Origin of the sequence: Paenibacillus sp. GCM10023252 (assembly GCF_042653305.1) — a bacterium.
Classification (GTDB): Bacteria; Bacillota; Bacilli; order Paenibacillales; family Paenibacillaceae; genus Pristimantibacillus.
On sequence record NZ_JBHSHW010000029.1, the window covers coordinates 86,985 to 106,224 of the forward strand.

Annotated in this window: 21 protein-coding genes and 1 other annotated feature; of the genes, 1 reads left to right on the forward strand and 20 read right to left on the reverse strand. The window is 51.2% G+C overall.

The annotated features are described in order from the left end of the window. Nucleotides 1-24 precede the first annotated feature (24 nt). The 4 genes from pyrR to lspA all read right to left on the reverse strand — a co-directional run bounded on the left by pyrR (nucleotide 25) and on the right by lspA (nucleotide 3,849). Nucleotides 25-585: a bifunctional pyr operon transcriptional regulator/uracil phosphoribosyltransferase PyrR gene (gene pyrR, locus ACFO9Q_RS16705; RefSeq protein ID WP_379184096.1), complete on the reverse strand. Its 561-nt coding sequence runs from the start codon at nucleotides 583-585 to the stop codon at nucleotides 25-27. A gap of 365 nt (nucleotides 586-950) precedes the next feature. Further along, nucleotides 951-2,186 carry an LL-diaminopimelate aminotransferase gene (locus ACFO9Q_RS16710; RefSeq protein ID WP_379184098.1) on the reverse strand — a complete coding sequence of 412 codons (1,236 nt, stop codon included), beginning with the start codon at nucleotides 2,184-2,186 and terminating at the stop codon, nucleotides 951-953. Nucleotides 2,187-2,341: 155 nt separating this feature from the next. Further along, on the reverse strand, nucleotides 2,342-3,253 hold the full coding sequence (locus ACFO9Q_RS16715) for an RluA family pseudouridine synthase (RefSeq protein WP_379184586.1): 912 nt from the start codon (nucleotides 3,251-3,253) through the stop codon (nucleotides 2,342-2,344). Nucleotides 3,254-3,318: 65 nt separating this feature from the next. Beyond that, the gene (lspA, locus tag ACFO9Q_RS16720; RefSeq protein WP_379184100.1) at nucleotides 3,319-3,849 is read right to left on the reverse strand and encodes a signal peptidase II; all 531 of its coding nucleotides are present in this window, start codon (nucleotides 3,847-3,849) and stop codon (nucleotides 3,319-3,321) included. Between the two features lie 202 nt (nucleotides 3,850-4,051). Here lspA and ACFO9Q_RS16725 point away from each other — a divergent pair, with 202 nt between their 5' ends. Continuing rightward, nucleotides 4,052-4,765: a TraR/DksA C4-type zinc finger protein gene (locus ACFO9Q_RS16725; protein ID WP_379184102.1), complete on the forward strand. Its 714-nt coding sequence runs from the start codon at nucleotides 4,052-4,054 to the stop codon at nucleotides 4,763-4,765. A gap of 41 nt (nucleotides 4,766-4,806) precedes the next feature. On the opposite strand, the gene ACFO9Q_RS16730 is transcribed toward ACFO9Q_RS16725, so the two are convergent. From ACFO9Q_RS16730 to spoIIGA, 16 genes are all read right to left on the reverse strand, one after another. After that, complete coding sequence (locus tag ACFO9Q_RS16730; protein WP_379184104.1) at nucleotides 4,807-5,190, reverse strand: DUF5665 domain-containing protein; 384 nt, start codon at nucleotides 5,188-5,190, stop codon at nucleotides 4,807-4,809. Between the two features lie 135 nt (nucleotides 5,191-5,325). Continuing rightward, nucleotides 5,326-8,421, reverse strand: coding sequence for an isoleucine--tRNA ligase (ileS, locus tag ACFO9Q_RS16735; protein ID WP_379184106.1), 3,096 nt, complete (start codon nucleotides 8,419-8,421; stop codon nucleotides 5,326-5,328). A 61-nt stretch (nucleotides 8,422-8,482) separates the two neighbouring features. Beyond that, nucleotides 8,483-8,794: a binding site (T-box leader), on the reverse strand. 73 nt (nucleotides 8,795-8,867) lie between these two features. After that, nucleotides 8,868-9,368, reverse strand: a complete 501-nt coding sequence (locus ACFO9Q_RS16740; protein ID WP_379184108.1) for a DivIVA domain-containing protein — start codon at nucleotides 9,366-9,368, stop codon at nucleotides 8,868-8,870. An 80-nt stretch (nucleotides 9,369-9,448) separates the two neighbouring features. After that, nucleotides 9,449-10,231 carry an RNA-binding protein gene (locus ACFO9Q_RS16745; protein WP_379184110.1) on the reverse strand — a complete coding sequence of 261 codons (783 nt, stop codon included), beginning with the start codon at nucleotides 10,229-10,231 and terminating at the stop codon, nucleotides 9,449-9,451. Between the two features lie 11 nt (nucleotides 10,232-10,242). Further along, complete coding sequence (locus ACFO9Q_RS16750; RefSeq protein ID WP_379184112.1) at nucleotides 10,243-10,515, reverse strand: YggT family protein; 273 nt, start codon at nucleotides 10,513-10,515, stop codon at nucleotides 10,243-10,245. A gap of 7 nt (nucleotides 10,516-10,522) precedes the next feature. Then, entirely contained in the window at nucleotides 10,523-10,993 is a 471-nt protein-coding gene (locus ACFO9Q_RS16755; protein ID WP_379184114.1) for a cell division protein SepF, read from the reverse strand. Nucleotides 10,994-11,006: 13 nt separating this feature from the next. Then, complete coding sequence (locus ACFO9Q_RS16760) at nucleotides 11,007-11,744, reverse strand: YggS family pyridoxal phosphate-dependent enzyme (protein WP_379184116.1); 738 nt, start codon at nucleotides 11,742-11,744, stop codon at nucleotides 11,007-11,009. A 19-nt stretch (nucleotides 11,745-11,763) separates the two neighbouring features. Continuing rightward, nucleotides 11,764-12,612 (reverse strand): peptidoglycan editing factor PgeF, encoded by an 849-nt coding sequence (gene pgeF, locus ACFO9Q_RS16765; protein ID WP_379184118.1) that lies wholly within the window; start codon nucleotides 12,610-12,612, stop codon nucleotides 11,764-11,766. A gap of 36 nt (nucleotides 12,613-12,648) precedes the next feature. After that, complete coding sequence (locus ACFO9Q_RS16770) at nucleotides 12,649-12,927, reverse strand: YlmC/YmxH family sporulation protein (protein WP_379184120.1); 279 nt, start codon at nucleotides 12,925-12,927, stop codon at nucleotides 12,649-12,651. 167 nt (nucleotides 12,928-13,094) lie between these two features. After that, nucleotides 13,095-13,877, reverse strand: coding sequence for an RNA polymerase sporulation sigma factor SigG (gene sigG / locus ACFO9Q_RS16775; protein WP_379184122.1), 783 nt, complete (start codon nucleotides 13,875-13,877; stop codon nucleotides 13,095-13,097). A 122-nt stretch (nucleotides 13,878-13,999) separates the two neighbouring features. Next, complete coding sequence (locus tag ACFO9Q_RS16780; protein WP_379184124.1) at nucleotides 14,000-15,199, reverse strand: hypothetical protein; 1,200 nt, start codon at nucleotides 15,197-15,199, stop codon at nucleotides 14,000-14,002. 10 nt (nucleotides 15,200-15,209) lie between these two features. After that, nucleotides 15,210-16,049, reverse strand: a complete 840-nt coding sequence (locus ACFO9Q_RS16785) for a hypothetical protein (RefSeq protein WP_379184126.1) — start codon at nucleotides 16,047-16,049, stop codon at nucleotides 15,210-15,212. Beyond that, entirely contained in the window at nucleotides 16,046-16,735 is a 690-nt protein-coding gene (locus tag ACFO9Q_RS16790) for an ATP-binding cassette domain-containing protein (protein ID WP_379184128.1), read from the reverse strand. The genes ACFO9Q_RS16785 and ACFO9Q_RS16790 overlap by 4 nt, the downstream gene beginning before the upstream one ends. After that, nucleotides 16,732-17,145: a GntR family transcriptional regulator gene (locus ACFO9Q_RS16795; protein WP_379184587.1), complete on the reverse strand. Its 414-nt coding sequence runs from the start codon at nucleotides 17,143-17,145 to the stop codon at nucleotides 16,732-16,734. Before ACFO9Q_RS16795 ends, ACFO9Q_RS16790 begins: the two co-directional genes overlap by 4 nt. A 165-nt stretch (nucleotides 17,146-17,310) precedes the next feature. Beyond that, a complete protein-coding gene (gene sigE / locus ACFO9Q_RS16800) occupies nucleotides 17,311-18,033 on the reverse strand; it encodes an RNA polymerase sporulation sigma factor SigE (protein WP_379184130.1) in 723 nt (240 codons plus the stop codon). 46 nt (nucleotides 18,034-18,079) lie between these two features. Further along, nucleotides 18,080-19,000, reverse strand: a complete 921-nt coding sequence (gene spoIIGA, locus ACFO9Q_RS16805; protein WP_379184132.1) for a sigma-E processing peptidase SpoIIGA — start codon at nucleotides 18,998-19,000, stop codon at nucleotides 18,080-18,082. Between the last annotated feature and the right edge of the window lie 240 nt (nucleotides 19,001-19,240).

The following is a 19,240-nucleotide window of genomic DNA, read 5'->3' on the forward strand; positions in this document are numbered from 1 at the left end:
GCCTCCTTATGTTGAATGGTTACATTAACGAATTAATAAGACTTGATCCAGCTCATCCACCTCAGTGAAGGAGACGTCGATCTGCTCTTGCTTCGAGGTAGGCACGTTCTTCCCTACATAATCAGGGCGAATCGGCAGCTCCCGATGACCTCGATCGACGAGGACGGCCAGTTGAATACTCTGCGGTCTCCCGCAATCCATCAAGGCATCCATGGCAGCGCGAATCGTTCGGCCTGTGTAGAGGACATCATCGAACAGGATGACACGCTTGTCTTGCACAGAGAACGCTGAGCCGCTGTCGCTAGCCGCTGTCGATGCAGCCGTTATCGTAGCTGCTCCTGATCCTGGCTGACGGTCATCGCGGTAAGGCGTAATATCTACCTCGGCCACTGGAACAGGCTTGCCCTCAATCTCTGCAATCCGCTCGGCGATTCTTCTGGCCAAGTAGATCCCTCTGGTGCGGATGCCGACGAGCATACAATGATCGATGCCCTTGTTCTTCTCGACAATCTCATGCGCAATTCGGGTAAGCGCCCGCCTAATTCCGGTCTCATCCATAATGACCAGATGTTCTTGCTCTGTCATGCCGCGGTCCTCCTGTTCGTTCGTCTATCTCGTTATGTTCCCTAACTTATCGGCGCGCAAGCCAAAAGGGCTCCCTGCGTCTGTTCGCAAGGAGCCCTTGATCCACTCACAGAGAGGGGCAGCACTCTAATGTTCCCGCAGGAAAACAGAGTTAGCCCTTCAGCTGTGTAGATAGAAGATCATATTCACGCTACCTTGCCAGCCTCTCTGGACTGGATTTAAAGGTTCTGCTTTTGTTACTGAGAATTATCCCACGTCCCGCGAAAGATGTCAACACTTGGCCCCATAATTGCTTATGGCACATGCTGCACAGCATAGAAAAGCGCAGGATGAGCGGAAAGCTCATCCTGCGCCTTATCCTATCCTTATAGAGACAGCTTGCGAATACGCTCTACAGCCTTCTCCGTATTCTCCCGGCTGCCGAACGCCGTTAGACGGAAGTAGCCTTGTCCACTCTGACCGAAGCCGACGCCTGGTGTGCCTACGATGTGCGCTTCGGAGAGAAGCTTGTCGAAGAATGTCCATGAATCCATGCCGCTTGGTGTCTTCAGCCAGATATAAGGAGCATTCACGCCCCCGAATACTTCAAGACCGAGTGAAGCAAGACCGTCACGGATAATGCCTGCATTCGTCATGTAGTAGTCAACAAGCGAGGCAATCTGCGCCTTGCCTTCTTCAGAGTAGATCGCTGCTGCGCCGCGCTGCGTCACATAGGATACGCCGTTGAACTTCGTCGTGTGACGGCGGTTCCACAGGTCATTCACGATCACTTCGTTACCAGCCGTGTCGAAGCCCTTAATCTCACGCGGAACGACCGTGTACGCACAGCGTACGCCTGTGAAGCCGGCAGTCTTGGAGAAGCTGCGGAACTCAATAGCTACTTCCTTCGCCCCTTCAATCTCGTAGATGCTGTGAGGAACATCCTCCTCTTGGATGAACGCCTCGTAAGCCGAATCGTACAGGATGATGCACTTGTTATCACGTGCATAGTCAACCCACTTCTTCAGCTCTTCCTTCGTGAGTGTCATACCAGTCGGGTTGTTCGGATAGCACAGATAGATGACATCTACCTTGCGGTCTGGAAGGCTGGGCTTGAAGTTGTTCTCCGCTGTGCACTCCAGGTAAGCAATATTGTCATAACGGTTCGTCTCACGGTTGAACTTGCCGGAGCGACCTGCCATTACATTCGTATCGACATAGACCGGATAGACGGGATCTTGAACGGCTACAACGCTGTTCTGTGAGAAGATCTCTTGAATGTTGCCTACGTCGCACTTGGAGCCGTCGCTGACGAACACTTCATTCGTCTGAATATCGATGCCGCGAGCCTTGTAGTCATTCTCAATAATCGCCTTAATCAGGAAGTCATAGCCCTGCTCCGGGCCGTAGCCGCGGAAGGAGCCAGGCTGCGCCAGCTCATCTACTGCGCTGTGCATAGCATTCAGGACTGCTTCAGGAAGTCCGCGTGTGACATCGCCGATTCCAAGAGAGATAATCTCGGCTTGAGGGTTCTCTTGAATGAACTTGTTACGACGCTTCGCGATCTCGGAGAACAGGTAGCTGCCTTGAAGCTCTAGGTAATTCTGATTAATCTCAGTCATAAGTGTGAATTCACCTTTCCTTATTCGAATAGTACTAGTGCACGATATACTGTCAGCATATCGTATAACCACCGGCTGCATAATGCAGGAATTGGTGAAAAGTTTGCATTAATTGCACAGCCACCAAGCTGCCAAGCTAACCACACAAGGCTTGACTACCTGGATCGCAGAGAGCTTAGCACATGCTCCAGGTCTGCAGGAATCGGCGCTTCGAAGGTCAGCCGCTCACCGCTTCTTGGATGGTCGAAGCCGATGACAGCGGCATGAAGCGCTTGTCCCTTCAATGGGATGGACTTGCTTCTGCCGTAGGTGGGGTCTCCGGCAAGCGGATACCCGATGTACTTCATATGCACGCGAATCTGATGCGTGCGTCCCGTCTCCAGCTGAAGCTCCACCAGTGTGAAGTCTGTACCAATGCGCTCCAATACCGAGAAGTGTGTCACCGCATGCTTGCTGTTGCGCTCGGTTACCGTGAACATCTTGCGATCGTTCAGGTCACGACCAATCGGCGCATCGATTGTTCCGCTGTCATGCGGCAGATTGCCATGGACGAGCGCGATATACTTGCGTGTCACCGTGTGATCCTTCAACTGCGCCGCAAGCGACAGATGGGCAAGATCGTTCTTGGCGGCCATGAGCAGTCCGGACGTATCCTTGTCAATCCGATGGACAATGCCTGGACGAAGCATCCCGTTAATGCCAGATAGATCCTTGCAGTGATGCATCAGTGCATTCACTACGGTACCTGATGAATGACCGGGTGCCGGATGAACGACTAGTCCGCGAGGCTTATTAATGACAATCATATCAGAATCTTCATAGACGACATCAAGCGGAATCGCTTCCGGCAGAATAGCCGCGTCTTCGGGCTCTGGAATCGTAATGACGACTTCATCTCCATGCGACAGCTTAAGGTTCGCCTTAGCTGGACGGCCATTCACCACGGCTGCTCCCTGCTTGATCCAATCTTGTACTTGTGTCCGCGAGATGGCAGGATCATCCACCGCATCGGTCACATACTTGTCCAATCGCTCCCCTGCGTGCTCCGCCGGCACGGTGAATGACATGGAATCTTCGATATGTGATTCTTCGCTTGATTCTTCGCTTAATTCTTCATTTACTTCATAGTCATTCATGCTTGTTCGCTTCCTTGTCCTTCATGATGGGTTGAATTGCCGCTTGCTTGCTTCCTCTGCTCAGCCTGCTCAGCCCTCGCTGACAGCAAGGTGTCCAGCAGGATGAGGATTACCCCGCATACGATGCCGGAATCCGCTACATTGAAGATCGGGAAGGTATAGCTTCCGAAGTTGAACTGCAGGAAGTCTACCACTTCCCCGTGCTGTGCACGATCGAGGAAGTTGCCTAGAGCACCGCCTAAGACGAGACCGAGACCAACGAGCAGCGTCCGATTGCCGGAGCGTCGGTTCGTATGTATGTACCATATAATCCCTGCAACAACGACGATTGTGATGAGAATGAAGAACAGCCTCTGATTTTGCAGAATGCCGAAGGCAGCTCCGCGATTCCGATGAGAGGTAATGAGGAAGAAGTCGCCGATGACACTGATTTGCTCACCCAGCTCTAAGTTTTTGACGATCATTTTTTTGGTTACATAATCAACAATGAATACCAGTACTGCGATCACATAGTAGTAATAACGCATGATCCTCTAGATCCCCCTAATAAGTTTGCTCCAGCTGGTGCTGCCCCATGATTGTAGCACATCGGCAGGAGCAGATACCAGCATGCGGGTTCGAGCGTTTTTTCCAACAGAGTCCATGATACAAATTCCTCTCCTTAGCAGAAGCTATGTGCTAGGTGAACGAATCCCAAGATTGAGCATGTACAGAAGGATGGTGCGAACCATGACGATACCGACAGCAGCAGAGCTTGCAAGACTGCGCAATCAATTAGAAGCAGACAAGAAGGATATTGAGCATACGCTCTACGAGAATGAACATTATGGACTTCAGCAATCTCTTCGCGATTCTACCGGAGAGCTCTCGCCCATCGACAACCATCCCGGCGATCTGGCTACTGAGGTGTATGACCGGGCCAAGGATATGGCTCTCCTCGACCAGGAGGAGTTCCATCTTAGCCGGATTACGGCCGCCTTGCAAGCGATGGACGAAGGAACTTACGGCACCTGTCTTGCTTGCGGAGACCCTATCCCGCTGGAGCGGTTAGAGGCTGTCCCGGATACGCTGTACTGCATTGATCATTCCCCTCGTCAGCAGGTATCGGATGATCGCCCGGTGGAGGAGGCATATCTGACACCGCCGTTCGGTCGCAGCAGCCTGGATGAACGGGAAGACTACAACGGGTTCGACGGCGAGGACACCTGGCAGATCGTTGAAGCTTGGGGCAATGCCGATTCACCGGCGATGTCCGAGAACCGAGAGGTGGAGGGCTATGACCATCTCATGATTGAGGCTGATGAGAATGACGGCTATGTAGAGCCGATTGAGAGCTTCCTTGCAACCGATATTACCGGCCGCCATGTGTCCGTTGTCCGCAATCGGGAGTACCAGGCATACATGGAGAACGGTGAAGGCGATCACGAGCTTGAGGAGCAGTAGCCAGCTATTAGTGTGAGGGGGAGCAAGGCTAGTGCTGCGGCTCAGTAGCTCTTGCCCTCCAGCTGAATCTGGACGATCCTGACGATGTCGGCAATATAATCGCCCACGATTGGCAGGTTAAGTGCACCAAGCAGTTGAAGCACATACAGGATCGTTGCGGCAAAAAAAGTAAATCCAATCGCAATTCCGACACCTCGGGCTGTACCTCCAAGCAGGTTGCGCCAGATCAGCGAGATTGGACGGTTCAGCAGGTCCACGTATCCGGCCATCTGAGAACGTTCCATATGCTCAGCAATCTGCTGCAGCCGCTTGTCGAGCGCAGACAGAGAGGATTCCAGACCTTCCCTGTCGTGGTTGTGACCTTCATGCTCCTTGTTCTGCTGATGCTTGTTCTTCTGCTTGTACTTCTGCTTCTGGATGTTCATGGCAAGCGATACTCCCTTCCTTGCAAGCAGCCTATATAACGTGCAAAAAAAAACGAGTGCCGCAAGCGGCACTCGTTCTCAAGACATCCTAGTGTGGGGCGCTTATTCCTATACTATTGGACAGAGAGGCACAGCTTATCCACGAATAAGAATTCCGATCTCCTTCTCCCCTAGCGATACTCGTTCCATGCCGTCTGCTGCCCCATAGGTAACGGTGTTCAGCAGGACGTTGTCCATGAGCACCTCTTGGAAGGCTTGGAGAGCGGCTTGCAGAGTCTGATCCGTATCAAGCACAAGATCTACACGCTTCTCGATCGGCAGATCGAGCTTCTTGCGCGTATCCTGAATCGCACGAATGACTTCGCGCACCCAGCCCTCTTGCTCCAGCTCTGGCGTAATATCGGTGTTGAGCGCCACTGTAACTCCGCCGCTCGACGCTGAAGCGTAGCCTGACTTCGCCTGCTTCTCTACAAGAAGCTCCTCAATCGGCAGCTGAAGCTCATCACCCTCTGGAGTCGTGACGGAGAGAGCCCCCGTTGCTACCGCTTCGCGAGTCTGCTCTGCTGTCAGCCCCTTCAGATGGGCTTGAATCGGACCAACATTCTTGCCGTACTTCTTGCCTGCCACCTTCAGGTTCAGCTTGAAGGAGAAGTCAACGAAGCCGCTGTCGCTGTTCTCTACCACAATCGACTTCACGTTAATCTCATCCTTGATGATATCCTCATAGGCTGTGACCTCGAACTCTCCGTCGAGCGAGACGATGAGTGCCGATAGCGGCTGGCGGGTCTTAATGCCCGTCTCGTTGCGCACATTACGGGCAAGCTCTACGACCTGCTTCGCTGTCTCCATATCCTTCTCCAGCTTCAGATCAATCAGTGACTCGTTCCCTGCTGGATAATCCGTCAGATGAACGCTTCCGCTTCCGCCCAGATTGCCATACACATCCTCTGCAAGAAGCGGTGCATATGGAGCAATGAGACGAGACAGCGTGAGGAGCACCTCGCGAAGAGTCTGGTAGGCAGCTACCTTATCCTCGGACAGCCCGCTTCCCCAGAAGCGATCGCGTGAACGGCGAATATACCAGTTGCTCAGCTCGTCTACGAACGTCTCGATCGCCTTCGCCGGATTCAGGAAGTCATTCACCTCGAGTCCTCTAGCAACGGTCTGGATAAGGCTGTTGAGGCGCGATACAATCCAGCGGTCCAGCTTGCTGGCCGACTGACCAAGCGCCGGATGATTATCCGGATTGTACCCATCAATTGTCGCATAGAGCGCGTAGAAGGCATGCGTGTTCACAATCGTATCGATAACCTTGGACTTCGCTTCACCCACGATGCCGCGTGAGAATCGTTTGCTGTTCCACGGCGCGCTGTCTGCGAGCAGCGCCCAGCGGAACGCGTCCGTGCCGTATTCATTGATGATCTCCCAAGGATCGATGACATTGCCCTTCGACTTGGACATCTTCTGCCCATTCTCATCCAGGATATGACCTGTAGAGATAACAGCCTTGTATGGCGCCTTGCCATTGTAGAGCGTTGATACAGCCAGTAGGCTGAAGAACCAGCCCCGCGTCTGGTCGATGCCTTCACAGATAATATCAGCTGGGTACTGCTCCGCGAACTTCTGCTCATTCTCGAATGGATAATGCTGCTGGGCGAACGGCATCGAGCCGCTGTCGAACCAGACGTCAATCACTTCAGACGTCCGTGTCATCGTACCGCCTTCACAATGCGGGCAGTTCAGATGGACGTCATCTACATAAGGCTTGTGAAGCTCTAGCTCCGGAGACACTTCGCTCGTTGCGCGAGCACGAAGGTCCGCATGGCTGTGCGGAGCGTATTCGCCCTTACAGCTGTCGCATACCCATACGTTAAGCGGTGTGCCCCAATACCGGTTCCGGGAGATGTTCCAATCCACGAGATCCTCCAGGAACTTGCCGAAGCGGCCATCCCGAATGTGGCCAGGATACCAGTCCACCTCATTGTTATTGGCAATGAGTTGATCCTTGACTGCCGTCGTCTCAATGAACCAGCTCTCTGTAGCATAGTAGAGCAGCGGCGACTTGCAGCGCCAGCAGAACGGATAGCTGTGCTCGTAGCGCTCCTTGGAGAAGAGTAGTCCGCGTTCGCTGAGCATTTTCACAATATCTACATCACAGTCCTTGACGAACTTGCCTGCCAGATCAGTCACTTCATCCACATACCGACCTGCACCGTTCACGACACTCAGCATGGAGATGCCGTTCGCACGAGCCACCTTATAGTCATCTTCCCCGTGCGCTGGAGCGATATGAACGATACCCGTTCCGCTCGTATCCATGACGAATTCACCAGCAATGACTACATGTCCCTTGGCAATCGGCACATAGGAGAATGGCGGCTCATACGACAGGCCTACAAGCTCTGCCCCCTTCAGGGTAGACAGCACCTCGTAGTCCTCCTTCATCACGTCAGCCACGAGATTGCTTGCTACAACATATGTCTCTCCATTCTTGCTCACACGGGAATATTCGAGCTCCGGATTAACCGCAAGCGCAGCATTAGCCGGCAACGTCCATGGAGTAGTCGTCCAAGCCAGCGCATATTCCCCTGTATCGGTCAGCTTGAACTTCACCGTAGCGCTAAGATCCTTCACATCTTCATAGCCTTGGGCTACTTCATGCGAGCTGAGCGTCGTCTGGCAGCACGGGCAGTATGGACTGACGCGATGTCCGCGGTACAGCAAGCCCTTGCCGTGAATCGTGGACAGGATGTGCCATACACTCTCGATATATTCATTCCTAAGCGTAATATAAGGGTTATCCATGTCCGTCCAATAGGCGATCGCTTCAGTCAGCTCGCGCCATTGACGCTCATACTCGAATACGCTGTCCTTACACTTGTTGACGAATGCCTCAATGCCGTACTTCTCGATCTCTTGCTTGCCGGAGATGCCCAGCTGCTTCTCTACACCGAGTTCAACAGGCAGACCGTGTGTGTCCCAGCCTGCTTGACGAACGACGCGGTACCCTGCCATCGTCTTGTAGCGGCAGATGAAGTCCTTAATGACACGTCCGAGGACGTGTCCGATATGCGGAGCTCCGTTCGCCGTCGGCGGCCCCTCGTAGAAGACGAAGTTCGGCTTGCCCGCCCGATTCTCAATCGATTGCTTGAACGTATCCTCCGCTTGCCACTTGTTCAGTACTCTCAGTTCCCTTGCTCTGGCCTTCTCCTTCACATCCACACGCTGCATGGATACCCCTCCTTGTAATTGCTTCACTGTTCCTTAGAAAAAAAATAAAGCCCCGCCCCTAAAAAGGGACGAGGCTTGCTCGCGATACCACCCTAATTCCGCTCCATGTTCCTCCGTCATCCATGTCGGCCTCAAGGGATCGACTGGATGCTGCGACGGCATAGCGCGGCACCTTGTTCACGAACGAGAATTCCGCTCGAGGTCCTGTTAACGGTGGACTTCCGTCAATGCTTACTTGCGGTGTAGACCGCCCTGTTCAGCACTGCTTCTCGGAGAGGATATTCGGCTTGAGCTTGACCGCCGGCTTGCAGCAACACACCGGCTCTCTGAGGATCTCTGCTCTTAGCTTACTCGTTCTCGTCATTGAAGTTCATAACAATCGTTCAATTACTAATAGTTATAGCGTATTGGACAAGGGATTGTCAAATGGCTCAGCGTCGTTCAGGCTAACCGCGGTTAAGCTGCTCGAGCTGCGACTGATCCGATGAACTGTTCAGCGAGTCCCAGCCTTCTTGTCCGAGTAGCTCCAGCTGGGCTTCAACCAGCGTACGGAAGCGGGCACGGTAGATGGAGGCTTGCTTCTTCAGCTCTTCCACCTCTAGAGCGACCCTGCGTGACTTCGATAGAGATTCGTTAATAATGCGGTCTGCATTCTTCTCCGCTTCCTTCACGATGAGCTGTGCTTCCTTCTTCGAGTTGCTGCGCACTTCATCTGCCGCTTCTTGGGCAACGATAATCGTCTTGGAGAGTGTCTCCTCGATATTGGTGAAGTGATTCAACTTCTCTTGCAGGCTCAGCACCTGATTCTGCAGTTCCTTGTTCTCACGGATAAGCAGCTCGTAGTCCTTAATGACCTGATCGAGGAATTCATTCACCTCGTCTTCATCATAGCCGCGAAGTCTGCGTCCGAATTCCTTGTTATGTATGTCCAATGGCGTCAGGGGCATTGGCGCACCTCCTTCATTGTTGCTGATAGTGGAAAGATTCGACAATCACATACAAATTCCTGCAAACTCAGCTTCATGCCTCAAATAAATTTCCCGGCCCGAATACGTATACGGCCCTTCTTCGTAAGTCCGTCAGCCTCGAGCACCTTGAATCGGCCCAGCCCCTTCATCGAGACAACATCCCCTGCCTTCAGCGGCTTGGAAGGATCCTCGACTGTCTTCCAATTCACTCTGCAGCGGCCCGCTCGAATAGGGTCCACGATCTTCGTCCTTGAGATGCGGTACACGTCGCTGGCAATACCGTCAAGTCTCATCGAAGCGGCGGTGAAGCTGATCTCCTCCAGCTTAGGAATAACGGGATTCAGCTGGTCAACAGTTACTATATCGGTCAACACATTCACTCTGTGAACCTGTCTCAGGTGAATATTCAAGTAATCGGAGATTTCTTCGGCAACGAGGATATGACAGAAGCCCTCATGCACATGAATATCGCCTACCCGATCTCGCTTAATGCCAAGACCGAGCAGAGCTCCTAGATAATCACCATGGTCAAGCTCCAGATGAGAGTGACCCGGCGCGTTAACCGCTAACACCGCAATGCCAATCGGCTCGTCATCCAATACGCGGTAATCAGGTGCGAGGATCGCCCGCTTGCGTTCCGCAGCGGGATGCCCGCCGTCCAGACGAAGCTGCACATCTCCGTTCCGGTTACTTAACGCTTCAATAATCTCAATCTGACGTGGATCCAAAAAATCGGTCCGCTTCAGCTCATGCTGCTGGGCGGACCGCTCTATCCATTCCGAGGCCCGGTCTACGAAGGCTCGTTCCTCGAGATGGAAATGCTCGTATATGGTTGGTTTCATGAGTGGTACCCCTAACCGCCGAAGAAGCCGATAACGGCTATGACACCGTAAGCAATAAACTGAAGAGCGAATACGGCTACAATTGGTGAGATATCGATCATACCGCCAATAGGCGGAATAAATCTCTTGAAGATGCCTAAGTAAGGCTCGACGAGTCGTCCCAGAGCCTTGCCAATGAAGCTCTCCCGGGCATTCGGCAGCCATGACAGCAAGACATAGCCGATAATCATAAAGGTGTAAATACGTTCAATGTTCCATACTAATTGTTCAATAGAAGTTAACAACCCAAGGTCACCTCATCTTCGTGTAATCAATCTCCTCAGCCAGCATTTCCGTAATGGCACCTTGAATCTCTACCGAATCCGGTGTGCATAGAAAAATGTTGGGTCCGAGCTTGGAAATGCTGCCGTTTAAAGCGTACACTGTCCCGCTCAGAAAATCAACGATCCGCACAGCCAGGTCATTCCGAACACGCTGCAGGTTAACGATAACGGCTCTGCGTGAACGAAGGTGATCGGCAATCTCTTGCGCCTCGTCATACGACCTAGGCTCGCTAAGAACAACCCGTACATTCTTCTGCGAATGAATGCTTACGATATTGTTGGCACTGGCAGCCGCAGCGGCTGTCTTTGTAGTTCTACGTTGCTCGAAGGGAGAGGTTTCAACCTCTTGTTCCTCCTGCTGGGCCACTCTCTCACGCTCGATAATCTCTTCTTCCTCTTGCAAGCCTAGGAAATTCATGAATTTATTCATCACGCTCATCTTCTTCACCCTCCTATTTGCCTACTAATGCGGTGCCTAGCCGAAGCCATGTCGCCCCTTCTTCAACGGCAACCACGTAGTCGCCTGACATTCCCATAGATAGTTCAGTGAGCCTATGTTCCACGATGCGACGTTCATTCAGCTCATCCCTCAGCTGCCTCAGACGGCGGAACACAGGTCTTGCTTGCTCCGGCTCCGAATCCAGCGGAGCCATCGTCATGAGTCCAATCGGCCTCACACCCTTGTATGGAGCGAGCTCCTGCAGGAAGGCAGGCAGCTCCTCGGGGGATAGACCGTGCTTGGAATCCTCTCCAGATACATTAACCTGAATGAAGCAAGGTACAATCAGGTTCAGCTGTTCTGCACGCTTGTGAATAGCCTGAGCTAGAGAGATTCGATCCAAGGAATGGATATATGTAAACTTACCTATGACTTCCTTCACTTTGTTCGTCTGCAGCGATCCGATGAAGTGCCATACTGGCGTATTAGAGGAGGGCTGTGCATGGAAGTCAGCTTGTCCATCCGGCTGCGATGAGGAATGCCCGCTGATGGCTTCCCACTTCTCCTCTGCCACCTGCCAGCGGTTCTCGCCTAAGTGGATAAAACCATGCTGGATCACTTCAGCAGCAGCTTCTGCAGACACATACTTCGTCACAGCAACGATCTGTATCTCTTCGCGAGTTCGCCCGCTACGCTCGCAAGCTCCTTGAATGGCCGCTTCGATCTGTCCAATTCTGTCTGATAATGTCATTGTATCTGTTCTCCTCTGCTTAAGGTGCCAGCCCGATCCAGGAGGCCATTCGGCCTGTCGGTCCGCCTTCCATGCGATGGGAGAAGAACAGATCCCGTCTGCATCCTGTGCACCACTGTGTACATTCGATATGAATCGGCATAATTCCTGCTTTTATCATAATCTGACGATTAATTTCTCGCAAGTCGACCATCGCCTTCCCGGATTCGACGGGTAACAGCAAGAGAGCTTGCTCTTCATCTGATAGCCCGAACGATGGAAGCAGCGCCTTCACTCGGTCGATGACGACTGCGTCGACCTCATAACAGCAGCCGCCGATCGATGGTCCGATTGCAGCTCTGACGGCTTCAGGTCTGGTGCCATATCGCGCGGCCATCGCCTCGAGCGTGCGTGCAGCAATCTCCAGCACCGTTCCCTTCCAGCCAGCATGCGCCAGTGCCATCGCTTGATGCTCTGGGTCGTAGAAGTAGAGAGGCACACAATCCGCGTACAGAGAGGCAAGGAGCACTCCTCGCACATTGGTCATTAAGGCGTCTGTATCCTGTATGGCATCTGCTCTGGACGCTCTTCCCTTCCCTCTGTCAGCTGGCAGCACTTCATACACTCGGCTTCCATGCACCTGCTCCGCGCAGGTCCAGGCTTCGTGAGGCCAGCCAATAGCAGCGGTTACCCGCTTCCGGTTCTGCACCACATCCTCGTCCAAGTCACCCACATGCAGGCCGGTATTCAGGGAAGACCATCGTCCCTTGCTAACCCCGCCGCTTCGACCAGTGAAGCCAGCAGTCAGCCCTTCGTGCTCGGACATCCATGAAGACAACAAAAAAAGCGAAGGATCCTTCGCTGATTGAGACCATACAAACGGTTCCATCCTATACATTCACCTCTAACCAAGAGTGTACCTTAGTTAAGACCGGGCGTGCAAATCCTCATCGTCGGATTTATTAGCCTTAGGTTCATCTAGTCGAACAAGCACAACATCCGAGCCGATCTTCACAATATTCCTCCAAGGAATAACGATGTCAGCACCGCCGCCGAACATGCCGAAGAACTTCGTATAATGCGGTACTACAATGGATTCGATACGTCCCTGACGCAGGTCCAGATCCAAGTCGCTGATCTGACCTAACCTCCGTCCGTCCACAATATTAATAACATCCTTCGTCTGAAAATCGGAGATTTTCATGCTTTTCACCGTCTCCCCTATAAGGCTAGCCTTGCGCTGACTGGACACACCTCTACTTTATCTATATGTTGCTCCTCGTCAAAATGTCCACCTTCGCCTATTTAAATTGAGGGTTGTGAACATCATAAAAACCCCGAGAGGCTCTCGGGGCTTGGATTAGCTTCCTTTTAGGACTTTACATGCTTCTGCATCTGTCCAATCGCAGACTTCTCTAGACGGGACACTTGGGCTTGCGAGATGCCGATCTCATCAGCCACTTCCATTTGCGTCTTGCCGTCGAAGAAGCGCATCGACAGAATCATTTTCTCACGGTCGTTCAGCTTCTGCATCGCTTCCCGAAGAGCAATCTCCTCGATCCAGGATACATCCTTGTTGCGGTCATCGCTGATCTGGTCCATCACATAGATGGGATCTCCGCCGTCGTGGTAGATCGGCTCGAACAAGGAGACCGGATCTTGAATGGCGTCTAGGGCGAACACGACGTCTTCCTTCGGGACGCCGAGCGCTTCCGATATCTCGAAGATCGTAGGCTCTCTTGAATTCTTGTTCGTCAAGCTGTCTCTGACCTGCAGTGCCTTATAAGCGATATCCCGCAGGCTCCGTGAGACGCGAATCGGGTTGTTGTCACGCAAGTAACGGCGAATCTCACCGATAATCATCGGGACGGCATAGGTGCTGAACTTCACATTCTGACTAAGGTCGAAATTATCGATCGCCTTCATAAGTCCAATGCATCCGACTTGGAATAAGTCATCTACAAATTCTCCCCTATTGTTGAAGCGCTGAATGACGCTAAGCACCAGCCTGAGGTTGCCATTCACTAATTTCTCCCTTGCTGCCCATTCGTTCTTCGTCTGAAGCGCTGTGAACAATTCCCTCATCTCGGCGTTCGTCAGAACAGGCAGCTTAGCGGTATCCACTCCACAGATCTCAACTTTATTTCGGGTCAACGTGATTACCTCCCAAGGAGAAACATTACTGTACATTATCTCCTCGGACCCCAACTTTATTCCTTCTATTCGACATAATAAGACAAGCCCTCAGAGAGCTCTGAAGGCTTGACATTAGTAATCTATTGGGTTATTCGAGCGGTGTGGAAGTCGACTTTACGAGACCATTCGAGCTGCTCCTTGGGAGTTCCTTCTACTTCAACAGAACCTTTGAATTTAAGCTTGCCTGAGGCCATGTCAATGATTTCTACTTGCGTTTTGTCGTCGACCTTGCCTAGAAGTATAATTCCTTCTGCACTTATCTTTTTGATTGAAAGATTCGAGTTTCCTTCTAAATCATATTGTTGCTCGAGTTGATTAGTTATGAGATTGTACTTGGATAACCGATACGTTCCATTCTCCTTAGTCACTACGACAAAGTAATCTCCAAGCAGTTGATTCGTAAGAAGTTTATAATTCTTTGGTATAGGTAACTCCTCTTGTTGTTCGGAGGCAGGATCATAGCTAATCCACTTAATCGGTACATTTTCAGTTCTTTCTTGAATATTCCCATTAGAGTCCATACTTACTTCAATCTGTGAGAACAAGAGCTTAGTGACCTTCCTGCCCTTAATCCTATCTCCAATGAAGTACTGCGATTGCCACTTAATATTCTTAGCCGATGGATCTGGCTCTAATAGTTGAATCTTAGTATCATCTGCTATCTCTTGCTTGGCTATATCAATCGTGTACAAGTGATACTCCGTCTTGCGGTTAACATGAGGGCCTGAAAGGAGTTCTGCAACGATCTCAAGATTACCCTCTTTGAGATAGAAGTCATACACAAACACCCAGTTCAATCCCTCTTGCTTAATCTCAATCTCGAAGGAGCTGCTCTTCTTCGTTTTCTTGTCCAATTTATCTACAAGCAGATTAAACTGGTGGTTGTCCCCATTAGGATCCAAAGTAAACTTATCCTCAACTGAGACAACAGACTCCGAATTTTCATATAAGTAACTTGAGTTCTTCCCCCGCATAAACCCTGGATACTTCTTGACTAGCTCTCCTCTTCGCTCTAACTCTCTGGAGAGCAGCTTCTCTGGCAAGGACTGCTCTGATGAGTAGGTGCTTCCCTTAGAGGTCAGTTCAACCGTGTTGCCAGTCCCATCAAAGTAACCCCCTTCCAAGACCAGCTTGTCAGCTATCTTCTCATCCCCATCTATAGTAACCAACGTAAGCTCCGGCAAGGTATGAATGGCTGCTTGTACGTAATAGGTGCTTATTATAATAACGATTAGTAGACAGAGTGCAATTGATAGTCCATAACGTTTCAACTTAGACATAGACATCCTCCTATACCGTCACTTTGTAACGGATTAAACGGAAGCTAATCGCTAGAGAGATTAAGGTAACGATTATGATGACCCCAATCTCCAGCCAGACAACCTCCCAAATATAAAACTCAAACCATCTCATAAAAGCAATAACCATTGGCGATAGGATGAGGGCAGCAGCAATAGCAACAAAAATTAGTCCTCCTATCAAGCCCTTCAGCCTGTAACTTCGTTCAATAACAATCCCTGTAAAAATAAGTATGACTACCGTTAAGCCGGCCCCGTAGTATATTAGGAAATCAAGAGCCTGTAAAGGTAGAATATAATTGAACAAATAAACTCCACGAATAACCTCAAAAATTGAAGTAGAGATACGCAACTCTTCTGGAATGAGCATTTCAAAGACAAGCTTTTCCAAAGGCAATAATAGAAGCTGTAATGCCAAGAAGGCTAATACCAGCAGCACTATCGTTGTCAGCTTAGCTAGATAAACATGGACTCGGTCAGTTGGTAGCATTAACATGCGGTAGATAAAAGTATTCTTCCCCAGCCAATCCCGGTACCAGATGAAAAAGATATATAGGAATAAAAACCCAGCGACTAACAGTATCGATCCGTTGAATAGCACTCCAGCAGTCATCATATCTTGGAGGGAGGCTGGCCAAAAGCCTTCACGATTAAGAAACTCTTGTTGAGAAAGACCCATTGTCTCACGTTGCAGCTCTTGAGAATTCTTGTAGCTAATACTGCTATAAACAACACTCCCGAACTGCAGCAGAACGACCAGCACCAGCAACCCGGCCAGGAACTTCCCGAAGCGGCTCAGCTCCATATGAACAAGCTTCAAGTAACGAATCATCCGTTATACACCTCTCTTAACACATCCATCACTGACTTGCCCTCTTCCTCCCGAACTTCCTCGCAGTAGAATTCCTTCACAACGGTTCCTTGCTCGAGAATCACGACCTTGTCGATCAAGTGCTCGATATCGCCGATCTCATGGGTCGTAATGAGGACGCCTCTATCCTCAATGAGATGGGAGGTGAATACCTTAGCAATCTGCTCGCGGCTGAATACGTCAATGCCGGAGAACGGCTCGTCCATGAGCACGTAGTCTGCATCAAGCGACAGCCCCAGCAGCAGATGGAGCTTCGCCGCCGTTCCCTTCGACAGCTCTGACACCTTGCTCGCTGCATCCAGCTTGAAGAAGCATAGCATCTCATCTGCCCGGCTCTGATTCCAGCTGTCGTAGAAGTCGCTCATGAACACCATACAGTCCTTAATCGTCATATTCGGCGGCATCGTTATCGTATCGGGAATGAAGCTTACCTTCTCATACAGCTTAGGCCCCATCTTCTGTCCATCTATCCAGATATGACCGCGATCCACCGGCGTAAGCCCCATAATGGCCTTCATCACGGTTGACTTCCCCACTCCATTAATACCGATAAGACAAGTAACCTGACCCTTCTCCGCGGTAAAAGAAACGCCGTTCAGCACCGTCTTGCGCCGGTACCGCTTGTTCACATCCTTAAGCTCAATCATTGCTCACCCTCCTGATTCCCTGCTCGCTCTGTCTCATAGGTACGCTTCACGATGTCAAGCAGCTCATCGACAGGCAGATCGATCTTGCGAATTGAAGCAACGAACGTGCCGACCGCCTCTACAATTAGCTCATCTCGAATCGCATGGAGCACACGCTTATCCGTTGTTATTCTGCTCGGCGAGTTCCCCTCCGTCATAATCAATCGTTGTTCCTCCATTTCCTTGTAAGCCTTCTGCGCCGTGTTCGGATTAATCTGCAGCTGAGCCGCCAGCTCTCTGCGAGACGGTATGACATCTCCCCCGGCCAGCTTGCCGGTTGCAATCTCTTCCTTGAAGTGCCGAACAACCTGGAGGTAGACGGGATCTCGGTTGTTGAATACGATAGGCAGTGCTGCTTCGCCGTCCTTCATGACTGTCACCTTGCTTCCATTATCAGGTGTGTGTACTAAGTAGTTCATACACTATAAGTGTACTATACGAATAATACACCAACATGTCAACATATTATCAATATATTCCCTATCGCTGCTCAACAAAAAAAATCGGCTCCCACGAGGAACCGATCTGCACCCAGCTTACACCATCTTGTTAAATTCCTTGCGAAGCCGCTTAATAATTCGCTTCTCCAAGCGGGAAATATAGGACTGAGAGATACCCAGCAGGTCTGCTACATCCTTCTGCGTCTTCTCCTCTCCATCAGCCAGGCCGAATCGTAGCTCCATAATAATACGCTCTCGCTCCGACAGCTTGTCGAGTGCCTTGTGCAGCAGCTTGCGGTCGACCTGCTCCTCAATATTCCGATAGATGGTATCATTCTCTGTCCCAAGCACATCCGACAAGAGCAGCTCATTGCCGTCCCAATCAATGTTCAGCGGTTCGTCGAACGATACCTCGGTCCGAGTCTTGCTGTTACGCCGCAAGTACATGAGAATCTCGTTCTCGATACAGCGGGAGGCGTAGGTCGCGAGCTTGATTTTTTTCTCAGGATCGAAGGTGTTGACGGCCTTGATCAGTCCAATCGTACCGATGGAGATCAGATCCTCGATATGTATGCCTGTATTCTCGAACTTGCGAGCGATATAGACGACGAGCCGCAGGTTGCGTTCGATGAGCATCGCCCGGATGGCGGTGTCGCCCGAAGGGAGCTTGCCGAGCAGATATTCCTCTTCCTCCCTGGTGAGCGGCGGGGGCAGCGCTTCGCTTCCGCCAATATAATAGATCTCTTCGCTCTTAAGCCCGAATAAAAATAAAATGCGATAATAATATAACTGAAGGACCAATCTCCACTTCACAACCATATCCATCTTCCTCCCCGAAATGTGTGTGCTTGGGCTTCCAATCCCGTTAGTCTGCTCGAGCAGCAACTAGCGACGGGTGAATAATTGCTTGATAGCTCCCATCTGTCGACAGCCTGCCTCCATCGAGTCCAATCAACACCTTCCGGGTCTCGTAAGGCTTCCCCTCCCGTTCAATGAGGACGGAGTCCGGCTTCAGGGCAAGCATGAATTGCGAGCCCCTGTTCACACCTCGGTATGGCACCAGTCGGAGCCGGTCCTGCCAGATGAAGTCATCCTCGTCCATTCCAGCTACGAGACGATCCACCTGTGAGTCGCGAATGAGTTGAAGCCATGCAGGAGGCAGCTGCTCACTCCAGATTGACGCCTCCATGACCATGACCGGAGTGCGTGTCAAGGGATCGTAGAGCTGATTGCCTGTATCAACGAGACCCACACAGTGGAACCGGGTCTCATGAATGATGACGTTCACTTCAGCTAGATGGGACTGGATGAGATCGCGCTCACGCCGCCCCGAGGCGACTGACCGATATAGATACAATCCGATACACATAGCGGCGAATACGACGAAGATGCCCAGCTTCAAGTTCGTCTGAACGCCATCCTCGGTGAACACCATCGTTCGCCACAAGTTAGACGAACCCTGGATTAATAAATAATGGACGCCAAGGATGGCCCCGGCGGCCACGAAATTAACAGCATAGAACGCTCCTAAGTTGCGTAAATAATGCTGCAAGGAATGATAGCCGAAGGCTGCCCATAACATGACTAATGAGATGAGCACCTTCACGCCGATGGTGAACAAGAAGGACAATGGAGGAAAAAAAAGCAAAACGACATAACAAGCTCCGATGGCCGCCGCGCCTACAATCCTCCAAGGATTAGCTCTCGTATGACGAACCCAAGCTGTAGTGAGCAGGACGCCTCCGTCGACTAACATTTCCTTAAGGAAGACTATATCTATATACACTGATGCAATGGCGGTCACCTTCCTGCACCCTATGTCCGCTGACTGCTGTCGCTGAACCGGGGGTAACGATTGAATTTCAGTATATAGAAATCCTATTTCAAAGTCTGTCTAATCATGACGCCGGGGCTCATCTTTTTTTGTCGAGCATAAGCAGGAAGAAGGGCGTATAGACGGGCTGGAACATAGCCCTATCGAGGGATAGAAGCAAAAAAATCCGCCCTGCCGATTGCTCGGTCAGAA